Source organism: Alloacidobacterium dinghuense (assembly GCF_014274465.1).
GTDB classification, from domain to species: Bacteria; Acidobacteriota; Terriglobia; order Terriglobales; family Acidobacteriaceae; genus Alloacidobacterium; species Alloacidobacterium dinghuense.
Genome location: NZ_CP060394.1, coordinates 5,711,606 through 5,731,413 on the forward strand (window position 1 = coordinate 5,711,606; position 19,808 = coordinate 5,731,413).

At 57.4% G+C, this 19,808-nt stretch carries 15 protein-coding genes; 5 read left to right on the forward strand and 10 right to left on the reverse strand.

Going from position 1 to position 19,808, the window contains the following annotated elements; genetic code table 11:
* Positions 1-248: 248 nt before the first annotated feature.
* From H7849_RS24010 to H7849_RS24030, 5 genes are all read left to right on the forward strand, one after another.
* Positions 249-2,360 (forward strand): glycosyl hydrolase family 18 protein, encoded by a 2,112-nt coding sequence (locus tag H7849_RS24010; RefSeq protein ID WP_186742994.1) that lies wholly within the window; start codon positions 249-251, stop codon positions 2,358-2,360.
* Positions 2,361-2,521: 161 nt separating this feature from the next.
* Positions 2,522-3,709 (forward strand): hypothetical protein, encoded by a 1,188-nt coding sequence (locus H7849_RS24015; protein ID WP_186742995.1) that lies wholly within the window; start codon positions 2,522-2,524, stop codon positions 3,707-3,709.
* 124 nt (positions 3,710-3,833) lie between these two features.
* On the forward strand, positions 3,834-6,029 hold the full coding sequence (locus tag H7849_RS24020) for an OPT family oligopeptide transporter (RefSeq protein WP_186742996.1): 2,196 nt from the start codon (positions 3,834-3,836) through the stop codon (positions 6,027-6,029).
* Between the two features lie 80 nt (positions 6,030-6,109).
* Positions 6,110-6,706: a hypothetical protein gene (locus tag H7849_RS24025; protein WP_251106449.1), complete on the forward strand. Its 597-nt coding sequence runs from the start codon at positions 6,110-6,112 to the stop codon at positions 6,704-6,706.
* Between the two features lie 58 nt (positions 6,707-6,764).
* A complete protein-coding gene (locus H7849_RS24030) occupies positions 6,765-7,616 on the forward strand; it encodes a class I SAM-dependent methyltransferase (RefSeq protein ID WP_186742997.1) in 852 nt (283 codons plus the stop codon).
* 42 nt (positions 7,617-7,658) lie between these two features.
* Here H7849_RS24030 and H7849_RS24035 read toward each other — a convergent pair whose 3' ends face one another.
* The 10 genes from H7849_RS24035 to H7849_RS24080 all read right to left on the reverse strand — a co-directional run bounded on the left by H7849_RS24035 (position 7,659) and on the right by H7849_RS24080 (position 19,807).
* On the reverse strand, positions 7,659-10,265 hold the full coding sequence (locus H7849_RS24035) for a hypothetical protein (RefSeq protein WP_186742998.1): 2,607 nt from the start codon (positions 10,263-10,265) through the stop codon (positions 7,659-7,661).
* Positions 10,266-10,493: 228 nt separating this feature from the next.
* Positions 10,494-11,372: a cytochrome c oxidase assembly protein gene (locus tag H7849_RS24040; RefSeq protein ID WP_186742999.1), complete on the reverse strand. Its 879-nt coding sequence runs from the start codon at positions 11,370-11,372 to the stop codon at positions 10,494-10,496.
* Between the two features lie 88 nt (positions 11,373-11,460).
* Complete coding sequence (locus H7849_RS24045; protein ID WP_186743000.1) at positions 11,461-12,930, reverse strand: cytochrome b N-terminal domain-containing protein; 1,470 nt, start codon at positions 12,928-12,930, stop codon at positions 11,461-11,463.
* Positions 12,918-13,469: a QcrA and Rieske domain-containing protein gene (locus tag H7849_RS24050; protein WP_186743001.1), complete on the reverse strand. Its 552-nt coding sequence runs from the start codon at positions 13,467-13,469 to the stop codon at positions 12,918-12,920. The genes H7849_RS24045 and H7849_RS24050 overlap by 13 nt, the downstream gene beginning before the upstream one ends.
* 22 nt (positions 13,470-13,491) lie before the next feature.
* Positions 13,492-14,208 carry a c-type cytochrome gene (locus H7849_RS24055; RefSeq protein WP_186743002.1) on the reverse strand — a complete coding sequence of 239 codons (717 nt, stop codon included), beginning with the start codon at positions 14,206-14,208 and terminating at the stop codon, positions 13,492-13,494.
* Positions 14,208-15,056 (reverse strand): hypothetical protein, encoded by an 849-nt coding sequence (locus H7849_RS24060; protein ID WP_186743003.1) that lies wholly within the window; start codon positions 15,054-15,056, stop codon positions 14,208-14,210. Before H7849_RS24060 ends, H7849_RS24055 begins: the two co-directional genes overlap by 1 nt.
* A 10-nt stretch (positions 15,057-15,066) precedes the next feature.
* Positions 15,067-15,663, reverse strand: a complete 597-nt coding sequence (locus tag H7849_RS24065) for a cytochrome c oxidase subunit 3 (RefSeq protein ID WP_186743004.1) — start codon at positions 15,661-15,663, stop codon at positions 15,067-15,069.
* Positions 15,664-15,675: 12 nt separating this feature from the next.
* Positions 15,676-17,367: a cytochrome c oxidase subunit I gene (gene ctaD / locus H7849_RS24070; protein WP_186743005.1), complete on the reverse strand. Its 1,692-nt coding sequence runs from the start codon at positions 17,365-17,367 to the stop codon at positions 15,676-15,678.
* Positions 17,368-17,391: 24 nt separating this feature from the next.
* Positions 17,392-18,441 (reverse strand): cytochrome c oxidase subunit II, encoded by a 1,050-nt coding sequence (gene coxB, locus H7849_RS24075; RefSeq protein WP_186743006.1) that lies wholly within the window; start codon positions 18,439-18,441, stop codon positions 17,392-17,394.
* Positions 18,442-18,703: 262 nt separating this feature from the next.
* Positions 18,704-19,807 carry an NAD(P)/FAD-dependent oxidoreductase gene (locus tag H7849_RS24080; RefSeq protein WP_186743007.1) on the reverse strand — a complete coding sequence of 368 codons (1,104 nt, stop codon included), beginning with the start codon at positions 19,805-19,807 and terminating at the stop codon, positions 18,704-18,706.
* Between the last annotated feature and the right edge of the window lies 1 nt (position 19,808).

Genomic DNA, 19,808 nt, shown 5'->3' on the forward strand with positions numbered 1-19,808 from the left:
CTGATCGTGCACGATGGCCAGGTACGCCTCACGCAGGAGCAAGTTCAGTATCTTACGAGCCTGCTGAAGCAGCGCATTTCGTCACGCTAGTGTTCTGTGCAATCCTTCACGGGTCCATTCGTGGGGCGCTCCGATCGGTATAACCCCAGTTTCCGGCTTCGATACGTGCCAGTTGCTATTTCATCCTTGGATAGAAGAAGCTGGCTACACGCATCTTTCATCCCAGCCAGAGGTTCGCTAATCCGGATATGCCCACGAAGCTCATGCGCCCGATCTTTGCTCTTCTTTCTTTTATCCTGCCGCTGCAGACAGCGATCGCTCAGGGTACCGTGCCCACATTCAAGTTGACCGTCAAGCAGACTTCCTACACCATCTTCGGAAGCGACCCTGCGCAGGGAACAACCACGACTGTTCCCACCGTCCTCGTTCCGATCGCACTCTCGTTTGAATCGAAGAAAGTGGACGGCAAGCCTTTAGTCATGGACGCGTCAGGCGAGGTCGCAGCCGTCCTCGCCTCGCCTGTCTTTACCAACTTTGCCTTCGCATCCGGCGGAACGACGCAGTACGCTGACGCCATGCAGCGCACGACTTTCCCCAACGCAAACGAGTGGCACACGCTGCTCGGCAAGCCCGAAGTAAAACCAGTCACCATCACCGTCCCTGCAGGCTATAGCTACGTTCTCACGTCGAAGAAGACTGGCCAGTTCTTCGCCGTTGCCGACGTTGAATTTGTGCAGCGCGAGCTCTTCAAGCAAATTCCGAAGCAGGACGGCAAACTCGTCATCGCCGTCACCCGCAACACAACGTATTACGTTGAAGGGGACGCAACAGAGTGCTGCTCCTGGGGAACGCACGGCGTTGACACAGCCACCGGCAATTCCTTCGTGCTCGGTTCCTATCTGCACGACGCGCCGGCAGTCGTCGAAGACACGGATGTGCAGCCGCTCACGCAGCAGCTAGCCGAATTCATCAAAGATCCGCTGCACAATCCGCTGGTACACTTTGATACCAGGCCCTATCCCGGCAATGCCTTTCCCGCGTGGCTGCGCCTGCCATCTGTGCCTGCCGGAGATCAGGGCCGCTGTGGCGGCATTACCGCCGCGACTGCGTACTTCCTGCTCGAACCGACCAACAACAACGAGAAAAACAATATCCCGTCGTCGAAGCCCTTCGCCGCGCGCACAGGCAGCGCAACGTACCACTTGCAGAACGCAGCCACACTCTCCTGGTATTTGGGAGCAACAGAAAATCTCGGCACAAAGTACAGTTTTCCTGACGCGCAGGCGCTTCCCACCGCAGCGATGCCCTGTCCAGCGCGCGGTAGACGTACTGCGCCGCCCATGCCTACAGTTGCAGCTTTTCCTCAAACCGGGCAGCCGAACGGCCACCAGCTCATCGGTTATTGGGAGGGCTACGGCGGACCGGGTTCCATCTTTCCGGCCCGCGAAATCTCGCCGCAATGGGACGTCGTCATCGTCGCCTTCGCAACGCCGGATCACAGCGCGCCCGAGGGCACTATGCAGTTTCACACGCCTGCGGGACTCACTCCCGATCAGTTCAAAGCCGACATCGCATGGCTGAAAAACCACGGCCACAAAGTGGTGATCTCGCTCGGCGGCGGCGGCGAGCACTTCACGCTGGTCGCCCCTCAGAGCGCGTCAGCCTTTGTCTCCACGGTGACGAATATCGTCAGCGAATACGGCTTCGACGGCATCGATATCGACTTTGAGAGCCCCTCGCTCTCCATCGACGCCGGCGACGCCGACTACCGTCACCCAACTACGCCGTCGATCGTCAACCTCATCTCGGCACTGCGCCAGCTTCACGATCACTTTGGCTCGAAGTTCATGATCAGCCTTGTGCCAGAGGGCACGCAGATTCCCTCGGGCTACCCAAGCTACGGCGGACAGTTCGGATCGTATCTGCCCATCGTATACGCCATCCGTGACATCCTGTCTTTTGTCGATGTGCAGGACTACAACACGCCGCCGCTCGAGGGGCTCGACGGCGAAATCTATCAGCCCGGATCCGTCGATTACCATGCCGCCATGACTGAACTCCTGCTCCACGGCTTCGACGTAGGAGGCGACCCACAATACCACTTTGATCCCCTACCCGCAGAGAAGGTCGCCGTAGGCTTCCTCACGCCGGACACCACCCCCGCCATCGTCAGCAAGTCCATGGACTACATCATCGCGGGCAAAGCCCCGGCCGGAACAAAATACAAGCTACTTCAGCCCTCCGGCTACCCCGCCATGATCGGGGCCATGTTCTGGACAATTGACGACGATCGCCGCCACAACTACAACTACTCAAATACCGTAGGCCCACAACTGCATAGTTACCCAGCAGCTAAATAGCGCATCAATCCTGGATCGCACATCGAGTCTTGTCGATTCCAGAGCAATCCCCGACGGCACGCGCATCGCCCCAAAAGTGATGTATACATCAGAGTGAACACAATGAAGCCTAGCCTGCACCGCAATTAAAATGGCATTTGCTCAGAGTTACAGCAAAACGGATGACTTTAGCAGAACTCGAAAAGCGCATTGCCCCTGCGAAACATCTGCTGGGTTACTTTGACCAGCAAGCTCTCGCTCCGTATCACAATGAACCCGAGAAGTATTTAATTGAGACGGATGCGTTCGAGGGAAGATTAACCGTCACAAGCTCTTACTATAAAGAGCTTGAAGAGGCTGATCGAACCGACGAATGGTTGGATCTTCGCTTTGGGTATCGCGCTCTTGCCAGCGGAGAGCTAGCAGTTGTTCTGTGGCTTCCTGACCTTCGGAAGGCCACCAAACATCAACAGCGCTGGCTTGGATTCCATCTTCAGGCTCCAATCTGGACGCTGGAATCCGACGAGAGATTTCTCAAATGGGTGATGCGGTACTTGGAAGGTTCGTGGGATATAGACAATGGCCCAAGGCATCATCTTTCAGAGACACTGAAGACGATCAACGGACTCACAAATGAGATGGTTGGAATACCGCTTTATAAGCACGTCATCGACGAATCTTTAGGTTTTCCCATCGCGGAGAACACGCATCGCTATCAAGATGCTCACAGGACGCTCTATGGCTACTTGATAGATGGAATTGATAAGGATTGTCTAGCGAGACTTGGCGCTTATGCGGGAACGCCGATTAACCTCGCCAGTGACAAAACAATTACAGCCGTCACAAAACTACTACCACAACTAGGAAAGCCATCGAAATTCATCAAAGCGACATCTCTCGTTAGCACGCAACGCCGAATCGCGGCTCACGCCGTTCGACCGAAGGCGGAAAGGTTTCCCGCGTTCTCCGCCTTCACGGAAGATTTAGCTCTGTGCGTCGATGCGCTGAAGGAACTACTGGGAGCACTCGAGTCTCTATTACGAGTGAACGGGATCCTCGCACGGAATCGTAATGAAGCAAAGGCCAGATTACCGCGAATAGATAAGCAAGTGCACCACTTCGCTTCGATCCTTGAAGCATCGCAGATGGCGGGAAAAACCGTTCAGAAGGTCGAATCCGGTATACGAGAGGAGATTGCAGGGCTTCACGGCAGCGATGTTTTGTTGATTCACTTCACTGACGGCAGCATTTTGGGCATAGATACGGGATCGAATGTCTTCAATATCACCTCCAACAGAAACGATCTTCGTCCCGAAGAGTTCCAAACGGACTTTCATTTAACTTGGGTTCCATCTCTGAGTCAAAAGTAGACCATTTCTCTCACTGAGTCATTTCGATTAAGGATTGCTTGAATAGGCCAACGCTTGTATTGGCGCAGCACTACAGAATCCCCCCCAATCCTGATACACTCGTCGCTTCCTGGAGGAAGTCGAAGTGTCAACCACAACACAGGGTTTTGAACCCTTTGTATCTGCCAAGGAATCGCGCCGCGAGTTCTCCATCCGTGCCGTTTTGCTCGGCTGCGTCTTCGCCGTTCTCTTCGGAGCCGTCACCGTCTACGTCGGCCTGCGCGCCGGACTCACCGTCGCCGCCTCGATCCCGATCTCGGTCCTCTCGATCAGCGTGCTGCGCGCCCTGGGCAAAGCCTCCATCCTCGAAAACAACATCGTCCAGACGACAGGCAACGCCGGCCAGTCGATCGCCGCCGGTGTCATCTTCACCCTTCCCGCGCTCATCTTCCTCGGCTTCGACCTCGAATACATCCGCATCTTCATGCTCGCCCTGCTCGGAGGCTGGCTCGGCGTGCTCTTCATGATCCCGCTGCGCCGCCAACTCATCGTCGAAGAGCACGGCAACCTCACCTACCCTGAAGGCACAGCCTGCGCCGACGTACTCATCGCCGGAGAGCGCGGTGGTTCGTTCGCCAGCAGAGTCTTCTACGGCCTCGGATTCGGCGCGCTCTATACGCTCTTTCAGAATGAAAACCTTTTAGGCGCATGGCCCGGCACGCCGAACTACGAGCCAAAATGGCTCCCCGGAGCCGCCGTTCGCGCCGACGCAACACCAGAGTATCTAGGCGTTGGTTACATCATCGGCCCGCGCATCGCGGGAACGCTCTTCGCCGGAGGCATCATCAGCTGGCTCGTCATCATGCCCGCGATCCACTTCTTCGGCGCGCACTATCCCGGAGCGATCTATCCCGGCACCGTGCCCATCTCGCAGATGTCCCCCAGCGACCTCTGGCGCACCTATATCCGCCCCATGGGAGCGGGCGGCGTCGCCGCATCCGGCCTCATCACGCTGCTGCGCACCATGCCCACCATCTTCAGCGCACTGCGCGCCGGCATGAAGACCATCGGCAAAAATGTCTCGAGCGGCGAAAATTCGCGCACCGAACGTGACATCCCGATGAACATCGTTCTTCTCGGCAGCGGTCTGCTCGTCCTGATGATCTTCCTCTTCCTCACCTTCAAGCCCATCCCCGGCGCACAAACCGGATGGCTCGCCAACCTCGCCGCCGCTTTGCTCGTGATGATCTTCGGCTTTCTATTTGTAACCGTCAGCAGTCGTATTTGCGGACTCATCGGCAGCTCCGCCAACCCCGTCAGCGGCATGACCATCGCTACGCTCATGGCCGTCGCCGCCATCTTTCTTGTAAGCGGCTGGACCGCGCCCGCCTTCGGCGCACTCGCCATCAGCATTGGAGGCATCGTCTGCATCGCGTCCTCAAACGCAGGTGACACCTCGCAGGACTTGAAGACCGGTTTCCTCATCGGCGCAACGCCGTGGAAGCAGCAGGTCGCCGTCATGGTCGGGGTCATCGTGTCGGTCTTCTCCATCGGCATTACACTCAACGCAATGAACAAGGGCCTCGAAACATTCACGCCGATGCAGCAACCCATTCCCTTCAACGTGAATGCACCCATCAACGGCGTACAAATCCAGCAGCAGCATTTCTCACGGCAACGCTTCCTGCTTACCAAACCCGACAAGTCGACGCAGTTCGTGGAAGGCGGCCAGTACATGCTCCTCAACGCGCTCGGCTCCACCACGCTGCCCGACGGCAAATATCTCTACAACCCGCAAACCGGCATGATTGAAGTCCAGTGGATGCAGGGCATCGGAAGCGAAAAAGCGGCCGCACCGCAAGGCCGCCTCATGGCCACAGTCATCAACGGCATCCTCTCGCGCAAGCTTCCCTGGGGACTGGTCTTCCTCGGCGTCTTCCTCGTCCTCGCCGTTGAAGTCCTCGGCGTGCGCTCTTTGTCATTTGCCGTCGGAGCTTACCTGTCTATTGGAACGACCTTAGCCATGTTCTGCGGAGGGATCATGCGCTGGATGGTCGATCGCGCCGTCGCCAAAGCCGGAGGCGGCGAAGACACGAGCAGCGAAATCTCTCCCGGCTCGCTCTACGCCAGCGGACTCATCGCCGCCGGAGGCGTCATGGGCCTCGCTGGCGTCGCGCTCAAGCTCTACGAAACCGCCACCGGCAACGAACTCCGTCTCTGGTTCCCGGCAGGCAGCGCCATCTACAACCTGCTCCAGCACCAATCGATTTCGATCATCGCCTTCGCCGCGCTTGCCTTCTCGCTGTACTACTTCGCGCGCAAGCCGCTCAACAACAAGTAGAAAACGGGAAGTAGGCAACAAAGACTCAACAAAACGCATCTCGGGGAAGCCTTGCATCCAAGTTCGCGGGAGGATTTGCAATGCTTCATCCGAGGATGCGTTTATCACTAACCCTGTGCGGCCTCATCACACTCGCCACCGGCTGCAATAAAACCAGGCCGGATACCACCAACTTCAAGACCGCCATAAACAACTACTATTCCGCGCATCCAAGCTGCGTCTGGCAAAGCCCGGTGAAATTCCCCGCACAGGCCGACGCGGACAATGACACGCAAACGAAAGGCTTCGACGCGCTCACCGACGCCGGCCTGCTGACCCGCACCCCACAGGAGAAGAAGCGCTTCCTCATCGGCTCGAAGCAAGTCAATGACTATGACGTCTCCGACAAAGGACGCACGCAGTGGACCTCCGACCAGTCCCAGCCCGGCTACGGTAACTTCTGCTACGGCCATCGCGACGTAACATCCATCGACAACGTCGCCATGAGCACGAATCAGAATGGAGCCAACACCGCCACCGTCACCTACCACTACGATCTGACCGGCGTGCCCGACTGGGCCAAGTCGCAGGAGACGCAAACAGCCTTCCCCAACGTGCAGGCCGATCTCTCCACACCGAAGTCGGCAACGGGAACGTTGGTGCAAACGCAGGACTCGTGGCAAGTTTCCGCTGACTAGGAAAAGGCGGCCAAGAATCCCTTGCAAGAAGTGGATTGTTCGATACACTCATTTTGCTATGCAGGAAGGCAATCCGAGCAAAACTGCGTTTGGCGTCGCCCGCCGCCGCGCCGCCCATCAAATCCTCGATCAGCAACCCTTGGTGTTGACCGATCCTATCGCTGTCCCCATCCTCGGACCGCAGACCGCGGCCAGCATTCGTGCGGAAGCGGAGAAGCACAACCATCCGTTTTCGCTTGCCATGCGAGCGTTCATGGTCGCGCGCAGCCGTTACGCGGAGGATCAACTTCGAACCGCCATCACAACAGGCGTACGGCAGTATGTGATTCTCGGCGCAGGACTCGATACCTTCGCGTATCGCAATTTAAATCACGAGTTGAAAGTCTTTGAGGTGGATCACCCCGCAACGCAGGAGTGGAAGCGCTATCTGCTCGCTCAGGCCGTCATTGAAGTTCCGCCGTCGCTGACTTTCGTCCCCGTCGACTTCGAAAAGCACACCCTGACCGACGGCCTTGCACAAGCCAGATTCGACTTTGCCAAGCCAGCTTTCTTCTCATGGCTTGGCGTTACGCCCTACCTCACGCTCGAAGCCTTCCGCGCTACGATCCATGCCATCGCGGCGATGCCGCAAGGCAGCGGTGTCACCTTCGAATACACAGTGGAACGTTCACTTCTGAGCTTCCGAGAAAAGATGGCCTTCGATGTGATCGCCGAGCGCGTAGCTAAAGCAGGCGAGCCCTTCCAGCTCTTCTTCTCGCCAGATGCGATGCAACAGGAACTCAGCAGCGCCGGCTTCACCCGCATCGAAGAACTCACTTCTGACGAAATCAACGAGCGCTACTTCAGAGACCGCCGCGACAGCCTCAAGCTCCAGGGAAACGTAGCGCGGCTCATCACAGCGTGGCGATAGACTGTGAGCGCAGACAAGTGCCTTAGCTCTCGCGCTCAGAACTTAGTGAGGCTGATCCGTCTGCGCAGGCGCCGTTGTCGTATTCGGTTGCGGGGCCGTTGTGGAATTGGTCTGCGAAGCAGGCGTCGCGTCCTGCTTCGCCGGGTCAGCAACAGGAGCAGTAGCTGGAGTAGGAGCAGGCGCGGTTGCCGGAGCCGACGGCATTGCCGTTGAAGCCTGCTGTGGCAGCGGCTTACGCGGCACCACGACCGTATTGATCGCCGAAGGATCATCGCGCAGCTTCACATACAGCGATCCACTCACCGGATGCGGCACCTGCAGCGCATTTCCGGCAAAGCCATCCGGAACCTGCATGCCCTGCGCAAATGACGGATCCGCTGACACCGAATCAATTAGAAAAAGATTCGAGCCCGTCAGCGTGCACGGCTGTCCCGCGCCATGTCCGCACTGCACTGCATCGAGCACCGGCAAACGCACCAGGTTTGCGAGCGGCTGCCAGTCGCCAGGCGTGTCGTTGGGGCCCACCGGGCGAAAGCGCAGAGGCCCAAAGGCCGACGGCCCGAAACTCTTCGCCGGATCGACGGTTGCCAGCGCCGTCTTCGAATCCTGCAGCGTCAAGCTGCCATCCGCCAGGCTCAACGTGTTATGGAAAACTCCATCCGCGGTCGCCACTTCAATCTTCTGGTCAGGAGAAAAAGTTTCCGGTGTAACTGCCTTGATAGAAAACACGAGCTTGCTGTTCAGCGGAACTTCATTCGTATCGCTTAGCGTGATGTGCGTGTCTTTGGTCGGATCCGATGGCTGCACGCTCTTGCTCAGCAACTGAACCTTAGGCCGTGCAGTCACCACGCTTGCCGGGACATCGAGCGTCCGCCCATCCTTCAGCTGCACATGCGCCGTCTCTTTGTCTCCGGCATGCAACTGAGCGGCTGCCTCGCCCTTGACGGCCATCATCGTCAGGGCATCACCGCTCGCTGTGTTCCTCAGCTTGTCGGAGCGGAATTGAATCCCTTTCACATCCAGGGTTGCCACTTCGTCCAGACGATTGCCCGCAAGCACGCCCTGCTCATCGCCCGCGTTCATGGTGAAGCTCACATACTTTCCTGCTTCCGACAGGCTGTGAAGCGCAATCTTCTCTGGCTCTTTCGCGCCCGCCTGATTGATCAGCAGTGTCAGCGCGCCCGGACTCTCATCCTTCAGTGGAACCTTCACTTCCAGCTGATCCGGCTGGTCCGCTTTCCACACTGTCTTGATTTCCTTGCCTGAGTCTGTCTTCGCCATGATCGAGTCAACGCAGGTTGCGTTGCCCGAAGTGAAGTGGAGCGTATCTTCGCGGCCTACCACCAATGCGTGCGTGTCCGTCGCTGCCAGCTCCCACTTCGTAGTCTGTGCATTCTGCAGATGGAAGCTCGGCCCGGTGTATGGCTCAAATCCCCACATGCCATGCAGCGTGCCGGTCATGCTGCTGTTCAAATTTCCTGGGTTGGTTGCCTTGGTATCCACCACAAACCCGCCTTGCGTCGGATCGGGCTTCACCGGAATATCCAGGTCCTTGCCATTCTTGTCTTTCACGCGCAGCACCATGTCATGCGCATATTGCGTGGCAAACGTCAGCGGCGCGCCCTCGACTGGCAACGCAAGCTTGTCTTTCGCGACGCAGAACTGCTGCTTCTCATCGACTGGACGCAACGGCGGCTGGTGCCCGCCGTCGATCGCCGGTAGCGCCATCACAATCACCGATTTCGGATTGCGGAACGACGGCGGCGTATTCAGCTTCAGGTTTACCTCGTCGTTATGAAACGTGTTCAGAGCCGGAATGTACTGATACTGAGCCGTGTGGACCGTCTCCAGAATGTGCGCAATGTCGATCACCGAGGCAACGTACGGGCTGAAGTAACCGGCCCCGGCGCGCGCGGTATAGCTCAGCTGCATCGCCAGGTCGCTCGTCGCGCCCGTCGTCAGCGCGTCGGTCACAGACAAGGTGTGCCCATCATCCATCACCAACTCATTTTGCTTCTGGACCAGGCACGATGCCTGCTCTTCGACAACTTTCTGCAGGCAATCCTGATCGAGCTTGATGCTCAAGCTGCGCGCCAACAGCGGAGAAACATCTTTCAGCCTGTCCGGATTCGTCTCGTTAATCGCGCGCACCGCATCGAGATATGCATCGAGGCGCGCCTTGTCCAGGCTCAACTGGTTTAGGTCCTGCGAAGCGCGCACAAACGAGCCCGGCCGCGAATGCACCGCATCACGAATCGATCCGAAATCGCCGCCGGTTGACGGCGCGAGAAACACAATTGCTTGCTGCGTGTCTTTGGGTACCGTTACAAAAATGCCCTCAGACACAACCTTCTTGTCCCACGTCTCGGCCTTGGTAAACCAGTTTTCAGGCGGAGGATTGGTCGAGCCGCGCAGAAACGCCACCACCATCAGGTATTTGACCGACTGCCCCGGCGGCATCACCGGATGAATCCAGAGCCTGTCCCCCGCGACCAGGTTTGGAACCTTTGCAATCGGCAAAGTCTTTCCGTTGCGCGAGACACGCACTTCCACCTTCGGCCCTGCGAGGTCAAAAGGGGCTGGATCGGCAAAGGCAGACAACGTCATCGACAGCAGGAGAGCAGCAATCAGACGAGACGGTTTGAACATAAGTTTCTTAACAGGCAATGAAGGTTTTCCGTTTGTATTTGGATGCGGGTTGAGCGCTCACACGCTGACTCTGAACAGAAGGTTTTCCGTCCAGTCGCGCCATATCAGAATCCCACTACTATTCTAGTCGCCTTTCCCTAGACACGGCACCCCTGAGGTAAGTTTCGCCCGTGTTCTGTACCGGATATGCAACCTCAATCGTGCCCGGTTTAATCAGGGTGCAGCCTTTTATTTCAAAGACTTAACAGCCCTAGTGGGTGGAGGGACAGCTACTGCAAAGCGTCGCCGTCCGCGGTTGGGACTCATCAGCCGCATCGTGATCCAGAAGGCGGGAATGAGGAAGACGGTCGAGCCGAAGACCCACATAAACCCTCCCGCTGCCGCCTGATCGAACACCGGGTTCCAGCCCAGCGGATTCGTCTGCGCAGCATAACTCGGATAGATCGGCCGCCCGGCAAAGCAGAGAATCGCCGAGAGTCCCGTGTTCACCAGATCCGATGTAAGAATGTAGGGAATCAGCATCCAGCGCAAAGCATGTCTGCGCGTAGGCCACGGTCGCATGATGGGCCACCAGAAAAGCACGCTGGTGAAGAAAAAGCAGGCATGCTCCAGGTTGTGCCAGTTTTCCGAACGCAGCGCCAGTTCATATGCCTTCGGAATATGCCAGCCGATGTAGGCAAGGTTCATCGCCAGCCACGCTGGCCTCAGGCTCGTCAGAAACCGTCCCACCTTCCGCAGCCAGTGCATACGAAAGAGCGGTCCCAGCACGTGCCGCACAAACGGTCGCGGCAAGCCACGCAGCAGCGGAACCTGCGGCGCCCCCAGCAATAAAAGCGGCGGCGCAACCGACATGAAAATAAAATGCTGGCCCATGTGTGCCGCCAGCACTCGATCATCCAGCGTATCGAGAGGGGAAGCCACCGCCAGAAAGAGCGAGAACAATCCGCCAAGAAAGCAGGCCAACCGCCACTCCGGAAACTGCTCCGGACGCGTTTTGCCGATCAGCAGCCACCCGCGTAAATACACGAGCCCTGTGAGCAGCAGCGCCAGCGTTGTCAGCGGAGGAATATCCCAGTTGAGCAGAACGGATTGAAGCTCAGGCGACATCTCTACCTTTTATTGATACACCTCAGAGCTGTCATCCTGAGCGCGGTGAAAAATCTGTTTCTTGCTTCGGTTGCCAGGGCAATCTGTCTCAAGGCTGCTGTGCCGACGCTTTCTGCTCCTGTTGCGACGCATCGACAGCCGGACGTTGACCCGTAGGCTTCAGCGTCTCTAGGAAGCGCACCAGCGCCGTGGTTTCCGGGGGACTCAGGTTCTTGCCGTAAGCAGGCATGTTGCCGCCCCCCTGCAGCACCTGCCGGATGAGCTGGTCTTCAGTCAGGCGCACCGCTACCTCATCGAGCGCTGGACCGCGCAGCCCGCCCGAACCGCCGATCGAGTGACAATTGCGGCACTGCTTGGCCTGAAAGACGACCGCGCCCTGCCGTTCCAGCGGAGTCACGTCATGAACCATCTTCGGCGGTACTGGATCGCTGCTCCATGCATCCATGATCGGGCTCCATGGCGTAAACGTGCCCAGATGCGTAAAGATGCCCAACGAAACCGCGATTGTCACCAGCAACAGGATCGCGACCGGACGCCGATGCCAGCTCTTCTCACCTTCTCCCGCTAGCAGCGGCAGCGCAAGTAGCGCGCAGATGGCGAGCACCGGAACGGTCAGTATGAACGGTGTCTCAAGGCTCGGCGGCAGATAGGCAAGAACGGCATAAAGCCAGAGGAAGAAGAAGTCCGGCTTTGGAACCGTTTGAATGATCGTCGGGTCAGGCTGTCCACCAGGTCCTAAAGGGCCGAGGACAAAAGCGCACACCGCAACTGCCGCGAGCACGGCTGCGGAAAAGAACAGATCCTTCCACAAGGCATCGGGAACAAACGGCACGCCATCTCTGTGGGCGAGTTCGTGATACTCCTGCAGATACGTGCTGCGCCGCACAATCCGCCCCGGCATCGGCCAGTCGTTGATGCCGAGCTTGATCACCATCCAGATATGCGTTGCGGTAAAGAGCAGCAGGATTCCGGGAATGACAAATACATGCAGCGCAAAGAACCGCGACAGCGTAGCGCCCGCAATTATGGGACCGCCCAGCAGCAGATTCACCAGCGGGCCGCCGATCAGTGGTACGCGGCTCATGATCGATGCGCCGATGCCCAGTCCCCAGTAGGCGTCCTGATCGAAACGCAGCACCTGGCCGGTAAAAGCCATGCCCAGCGTCATCAGCAGCATGAAGACGCCAAGAATCCAAGTCAGCTCGCGAGGAAATTTATACGCGCCGAAGGTAAACACCTGCACCATGTGGATCAGCACGACAGCGACCATGAAGTTCGATCCCCAGCCGTGCATCGCGCGCAGGAACCAGCCGAGGTAAAGGTGCTGATTCAACTCATTCAGACTGTTCCAAGCTTCAGCGCCGGAAGGCACATAGACAATGGCCAGGAGAATGCCGGTTACGACCTGCAGCATCAGCAGTGTCGTAGCAGCGCTGCCGAAGACATAGAACCAGCTCGCTGTATTCTTTGGAACCGGATGCAATGCAGCATCCTTGATCGGCCCTTCCAACTGCAGCCGCATCTCGAACCAGTTGTAGAGCTTCTTTATCCGAGACATGGCGATTTCCCTTTCCCATCGATCACGACAAGTTTGGACTGATCCGCGAGCGTAGGCATCAGCCCCGCATTGATGTGCAGCTCACCCTTTTCAACCTTGTACTCATAGGTGAACAATCCGCGCTCCGGCGGCCCCGAAGCCCGCGCGCCATCGGCGTAATAGACGCCGCCATGGCAGGGACACATAAACAGCTCAGATTGCGGAAACCAGCGTACCGGGCATCCCAGGTGCGCGCAGTTGATGGCGAAGACCTGAAACTGATCCGTGCTGACACGCCGCACCCAGCAGGGCGTATTCGCCGTCTCGCCGTCCTGCGCGCGCTTAAATGGATTCACGAAGTCGGCGAGCCGCGTCTGCCCTTCAGGAAACTGATCCAGCTTTCCCAACGAAATCCACTGGTTGTAAGCGCTCTTCTTCTTGACCGGAGACAGCAGATACCCGATGACCGGCACAGCGATGGCCACGCCCACGATCGCGTTGAACGCAATCCCAATCCCCATCAGCAGTGATCGCCGTGTTACACCCTTTTCTTCACTCATACTCTCGTCCTCGTCTGCTGACTCACGGTTGCGATGGATACGGCTGTCCCGGCGTCTTCTGCCGCTGGCTTGCCATCCATGCCACTAGATCGGTGACATCCTGATCGCTCATGGGAGTGTTGCCCGAAGGCCCGCGCCAGTCCGGATGCCCAAGATCAGGCCGCCCGGCGATGATGATCGCGCGCAGCGACTGATCGCCGATCAGCGCCAGATAGGAGCCGTCTGTGACGGAACTTAATTTCGCGCCCTTCTGCTGTGTCCCGGTCGTATGACAGCTCGCGCAATGCGTCGCAAACACTTGCTGGCCGTGTGTAGCATCGCCCTGTTTGTTGGTCTGGTAGGGCGGAACGTCCAGGCCCTTCAGCGTATCGGGCTTATACCATTTTTCCCGAATCCCCATAACCAGTGCATTGATCTGGTCATCGGTGAGCATCCCGCCCGAACCCTGCGAGAAGGCGGGCATCAATGTTCCCTGCACGCCGTTCCCGATGGCATCGGCGATGACGCCCTCATCGGAAATCGCCTCGTATTCCGGATTGCCAAGCGGCATTGCAGCGCCATGCGTGCCATCCGCGCCATGGCAGCCAGAGCAGTTCTGCGAATAAAGCTTGTTGAAGTCCGTAACCTTATCGGGACGCAATGCCTCCGCGCCCTCGACAGGCTTGCCCGTGTGATCGCAGCCAACCGCAACCAGACTGCACAGAACGAGGATGCTGCCACAGAACCTGCGTGCGTTCATCAGTGGCGATCCTCCTTATCCGAATACATACCCGATGCTTCGACTCCCATGCGCAGCACAAACGGCATCGATTGACCGGTCTTGATCTTGCCCTGCCGCACCACCACAAGTCCGGCAACCAGTCCGAACGCAACCTGCGAGACCACAAACCATGGCCAACTGATACGCGCGTCGAGCGCAGGATTGATCACACCCAGCGATGAATGCATAACGCCGGTCCAGAGCAGCGGAGCGACAATGCCGCCCAGAACAATGGGATGGCGCGGGAACATCGGCAACATGGCTCCATATAGAAGGCCGACAAGAACGCTTCCCAGGATATGAATGATGGTGGCGATGATCAGTGCTGACAGATGAAATGACGCGATCTCAGCCGTCGTGGGATTCGTCCAGTGCGCCACGCCCGCGCCGCCAAGCAGGTTCACCGGATACCAGATGCTGTGCTGGGTCACGAGCCCGTAAAGCATCGCTGGGAAAATCATGGCAATGCCGCCGGCGATGCCTCCCTTAATCCCGGACAGAATCGGATAGGTCTCGACCGGAAGGTGCGCGCGGTGCTCGTCGCTGATTTCAATACGCGTAACGTGCGTTCGCGTTGAAGCAATGGTGATCTCCTCCGCTTCAACCGGAACATCTTCATGCGCCTCGTGCGGCAGCACCTGCCGGAACCAGCCGACGCAGCCGGAAATCAACAGCACTGCGCCAAGAATACTGACGTAGCCGCTTGTCACTACCCCGGCGAGGATTAGCGTAGCGCCAAAGGCGAGCACAATAGGCCACGCAGTCGGCGCAGGCAGGTGGATCGCTCCACCATGTTGGCTTGAATGATTTGTCTCGTGCGTTTCCATGTGTGTCTCTCTAACGACCAAGGATGTAGACCACGGTGAAAACAACGATCCAGACGGCGTCGACAAAGTGCCAGTACAAAGCCAGAACCTGAATACGTTCGGCATGCTCTTCGCGCACATGCCCGGTGATCGTGAATAAAAGCACGACCATCAGCATGCAAAGGCCGATAATCACGTGCGAGGCGTGCAACCCCACCAGCGAATAGAATGTCGTGCCGAAGAGATTCGTGCTGATCGTCAAACCGTCTTCGTAAATCAGCTTGTGCCATTCCACGCCCGTTCCAACCAGGAAGATCGCGCCAAGAATAAACGTTACCGCCCACCACAACCCGAAGTTCTTAACCTGGTTTCGCTCGATCGCGCGCTCTGCCAGCCAGATGGTCAGGCTGCTTGAGAGCAGGCAGATCGAGTTGAAGATTGGAACCTCCAGCACTTGCTGCGGCGTCGGCCCGTAGAGGCTTTTGCCGATGTTGTAGACATAGGCCACCACGAAAATCGTGAAGATGGCCGACTCGGCAATAATGAGGCAGAACATCGCGACGCGCCCTTTGGAAGGCTGCACCCACGGCTGTTCCATTTCAGCTTGTGTCACTGCTACAGTGCTCATCTGGTCAAAGCCTCACTCATAGTGCCAATCCGGATCGTCCGGATGCTTCAAATCCCACAATGGACGGCGGCTTGTTACCACCGGATCGGTCGCAAAGTTGTAAACCGGCGGCGGCGATGGCGTAGACCACTCCAGCGTCCACGCATCCCACGGATCATTCCCTGCAATCTTGCCCTTGAAATAGGACGAAATAAGATTCCACGCGAAGATCAGAACCGCAATTGCCTGAATGATTCCGCCAATAGAGACGATCATGTTCAGCGTTCCCCATCCGCGGTCCGCCTCATACGTGTAGATCGATCGAGGCATCCCCAGAATTCCAGGAATGTGCATGACATCAAAGGTGATATGGAAACCAATCACGAAGAGCCAGAAATGCCACTTGCCCAGCTTCTCGCTGAGCATGCGTCCTGTGACCTTGGGATACCAGTAATAGATCCCACCAAAAATACAGAAGGCGATAGCACCCACCAAAATATAGTGAAAATGCGCGATCACAAAGTAGGAGTTGTGCAGCTGCCAGTTCCAAGGCGCTATGGACAATATGATGCCGGTGAGGCCCGCAAGCAGGAACTGGATAACGAAAGCCGTGCAGAAAAGCATAGGCGTGGCAAAGCGGATCTTGCCGCCCCACATGGTTGCCAGCCAGTTGAAAATTTTGATCGCTGTCGGGATGCCCACCAATTCGGTTGAGAGTACAAAGAAGGCATTGCCCACCGAGGTCATCCCTATGGTGAACATGTGGTGGGCCCAGACGCCCAGGCTTACAAAAGCGATTGCGACCGAAGACGCGACCACGGCCGGGTATCCGAACATCGCTTTACGCGAGAACACGGGAATCACTTCATTCGCAATCGCAAAGGCAGGCAGCACGAGCACGTAGACTTCCGGGTGCCCGAAGATCCAGAAGAAATGCGCCCAGATCATAGCCGATCCTCCCGCCTGCGTGTCGAAGAAATGTCCTCCGAGATAGCGGTCGATCAGCAGCATGACTTGCGCAGCGGTCAGCGGCGTAATCGTTATAAGAGCCAGGCCTGAGGCCACTGTCATCACCCAGACAAGGAGCGGCAGCCGCATCAGTGTCATGCCTTTGCAACGCATGCAGAAGGCTGTAGAAATCACATTGATGGAAGCGCCGATGGTGCCGAAGCCAGTGACGATCAGCGAGAGCGCCCAGTAATCAGGGGCGTGACCGGGTGAAAACGCGCGCTCCGTGAGAGGCGCATAGGCCCACCACATCACATCTGGAGCATTGCCCGCTCCATAAAGTCCACCTCCACCGATAAAGCTGTAATAAAGCAGTATCCCGCCGAAAAATGTCAGCCAAAAGCTGAGGGCATTCAGGCGGGGAAACGCCATATCGCGCGCGCCGATCATCAGAGGAATCAGGTAATTCGCGAAACCGAAGATATAGGTCATGCCGAATAGAAACACCATCGTGGTCCCGTGCATCGTGAAGATGCGGTTGAAGACCTGTGGCGAGAGAAAGTGCATGTTGGGCTGAATGAGCTGAATCCGGATAGCGATCGCCTCTGCCCCGCCCACGAGCAGAAAGAAGATCGCATACACAATGTAGAGAATGCCCAGCTTCTTGTGATCGACCGTGGTCACCCAGCTATTCAGCCACTCAAGGACGGCGGCCTGTGACCAGCGCCGGGAAGGCGCTTCCACTGCGCCAGGAATCGGATAGGTTGAATCTGCCATAAATCCCTTGTGCTCCTGCGAAATTCAGCGAAGAGTTGCCAAATACGCCGTTATCTGGTCGAGTTGCTGGTCGTTTAACTGCATTGCGGGCATCAGCGCCCCCTCCTTAAAGGTGTCGGGGTGTCTGATCCACTCGCGCAGATTCTCCTTGGTATTTGCCATCGCGCCGGAAGCCAGAGTGTCGCGGCTCATCAGGTGCGTCAGGTCCGGCCCGAAGCGGCCAGTCGCCGCAGTTCCCTTGATTGTGTGGCAGTTCATGCAGGCCTGCGTTTCGAACACATGCCGTCCCACTGCCACGCTGTCATCAGCCACAGCAGGCTGCTGCTGGTTCTTCACCCAGGCGGCGAACTGATCCGGCGTATCGACATACACGCGCAGCAGCATCTTCGCGTGCTGCACGCCACAGAACTGCGCGCACTGTCCCACGTACATACCGGGATGCAGCGGATCTACCCACAATTCGTTCACGTTGTTCGGAAGCAGATCAGTCTTGCCCGCTAGCTGTGGCACCCAGAAACTGTGGATCACGTCTGCGGAGAGAAGCTTCAAAAACGTTGGCGTAGGCGATTGTTGGTTGCTCAGCGGCACATGCAGTTCATTCACCGCGTGAATCCCGAGGTTTGGATAATTGAACTCCCACCAGAATTGATGACCCACCACCGTTACATCCAGAGCGGCTTTCGGCTTCGGAGCATCCTGAATGGCAAAGATCATGCGCGCCGTCGTCAGGAAGAGAACTACCACGATCAGCACAGGAATGACCGTCCATGCCAGCTCCACCTGCGTTGACCCATAGATCTGCGCCGGCTCGGTCGTGTCATCTTCGCCGCGTTGCCGGAAGCGAAAGACCACGAAGGCAAGCAGGCCGCCGACAGTGACAAAAATAGCGCCGGTTATGGTGAGGACAAAGAGGGAGAGATGGTAGATCTCGTCAGCAGGCGTGGAAGAGGGCGCGAAAATGCTGGGAGTTGCCTGTGGGCCTTCTGCAAAGGCTGCTCCACAAATCAGGAATGCAAATAGCAGCCACCAGCTCTTTGCACGGAACAAAACGTACTGCACACTCTTTTCGAGCATCGATCCAGACTTCCTTCACCGCGCCAGGACGGAATTTAGGCAAACACAGCGAATGACAAAGCTGAAACTTTCGGATGCACCAGAAGCGAGATTCTAGCACAGGACGCAAAACACTAAACAAATGCGTACAACTGAACGAAACTGGGGCCGCTACAAGCAGTTTTGCAACAGCAGAGGAACTTGATGTCCCTATGTTAGCAGCAGTTGCGGGCGAGTGCAGTCCCTCAAAGGAGGTATTGTCGAAAAACATCTTCGATCGTTTCTACGCCCTCGACAAAACCCGCCGCGCCGTTTCTACAAGCGGAGACAGATCAAGCCCGTCCGCATAGCCTTTGAGAATGGCGCTCCGCAGCAACGGAGTTTTCATAGCACGAAATCCGCGCTGGGGATTGGCGTAAAAAGAACCCGCAATCCGTTCGGCGATCTGAAGATTCTTTCGCAGACTTGCCGTGAGCTGAACAAAGGTCTCTTTCGCAGCTGCATTTCTTTCAAGCTCGGCAACAATTGCAGCAGCCGCAGCCTGCCCGCTGACCACCGCTCCATAGATTCCCTCGCCGGTAAGAAGATCGACAAAGCCGCCCGCATCGCCGATTAAAAAGACGCGGTTTTTCTCTACGCGGTGCTGCGCCGCCCCGAATCCCGCATGTTGCCCCACGAAGTTCTCTGCCTTCGCGTCATTTCCAAAACGCTGCGCAATGTAGGCAGACAAGCGGCTGCGGTTGAGTTTTTCATCCTTATCCATGCTGTAGAGGCCGACATTGATGTGATCGCGTTTCGGAAAGACCCACCCATAGCCTGCCAGGACCGGCGCAAAGTCGAAGACGAGATCCTCTTTGTGACTATCTCGCTTTACATTTGCTTCAATCGCAAATGCAGTGCGAAACCACCCGGCATCGCTGGTCATACGCCGAACCTGGCTGTTGACGCCATCCGCGCCCACCAGAAACCGCCCCCGTATCACTTCGTCCTGCGTCGTGACGGCAACCACATTGCCTTCTTCATCGATCTTGTCAATCCCGCGAACACGCTGGGAGACCGCGCCCGCTTCGATGGTCTTCGCCACGCAAAAGGCGTCCAACTCAGACCGCTCGGTCATCACGCAGATCGACTTCTTCTTTCTCACCGGAATGCGTGACGAATCCCGCTCCTCAAGCACCATCCGCTCAATCGTCTGCCGCACCACCGGTGCAACCGAGTAGCGCAGCGCGCGCACCGTCTTCATCGTCAGGCCGCCCGCGCACGCCTTCATGCGTGGAAATTCGGCCTTATCCAGAAGCAGCACGGACTTGCCGGCGGCAGCCAGATCATAGGCACACGCACAACCCGCCGGCCCGGCGCCAACTACGATTGCGTCCCAAACTTTCATC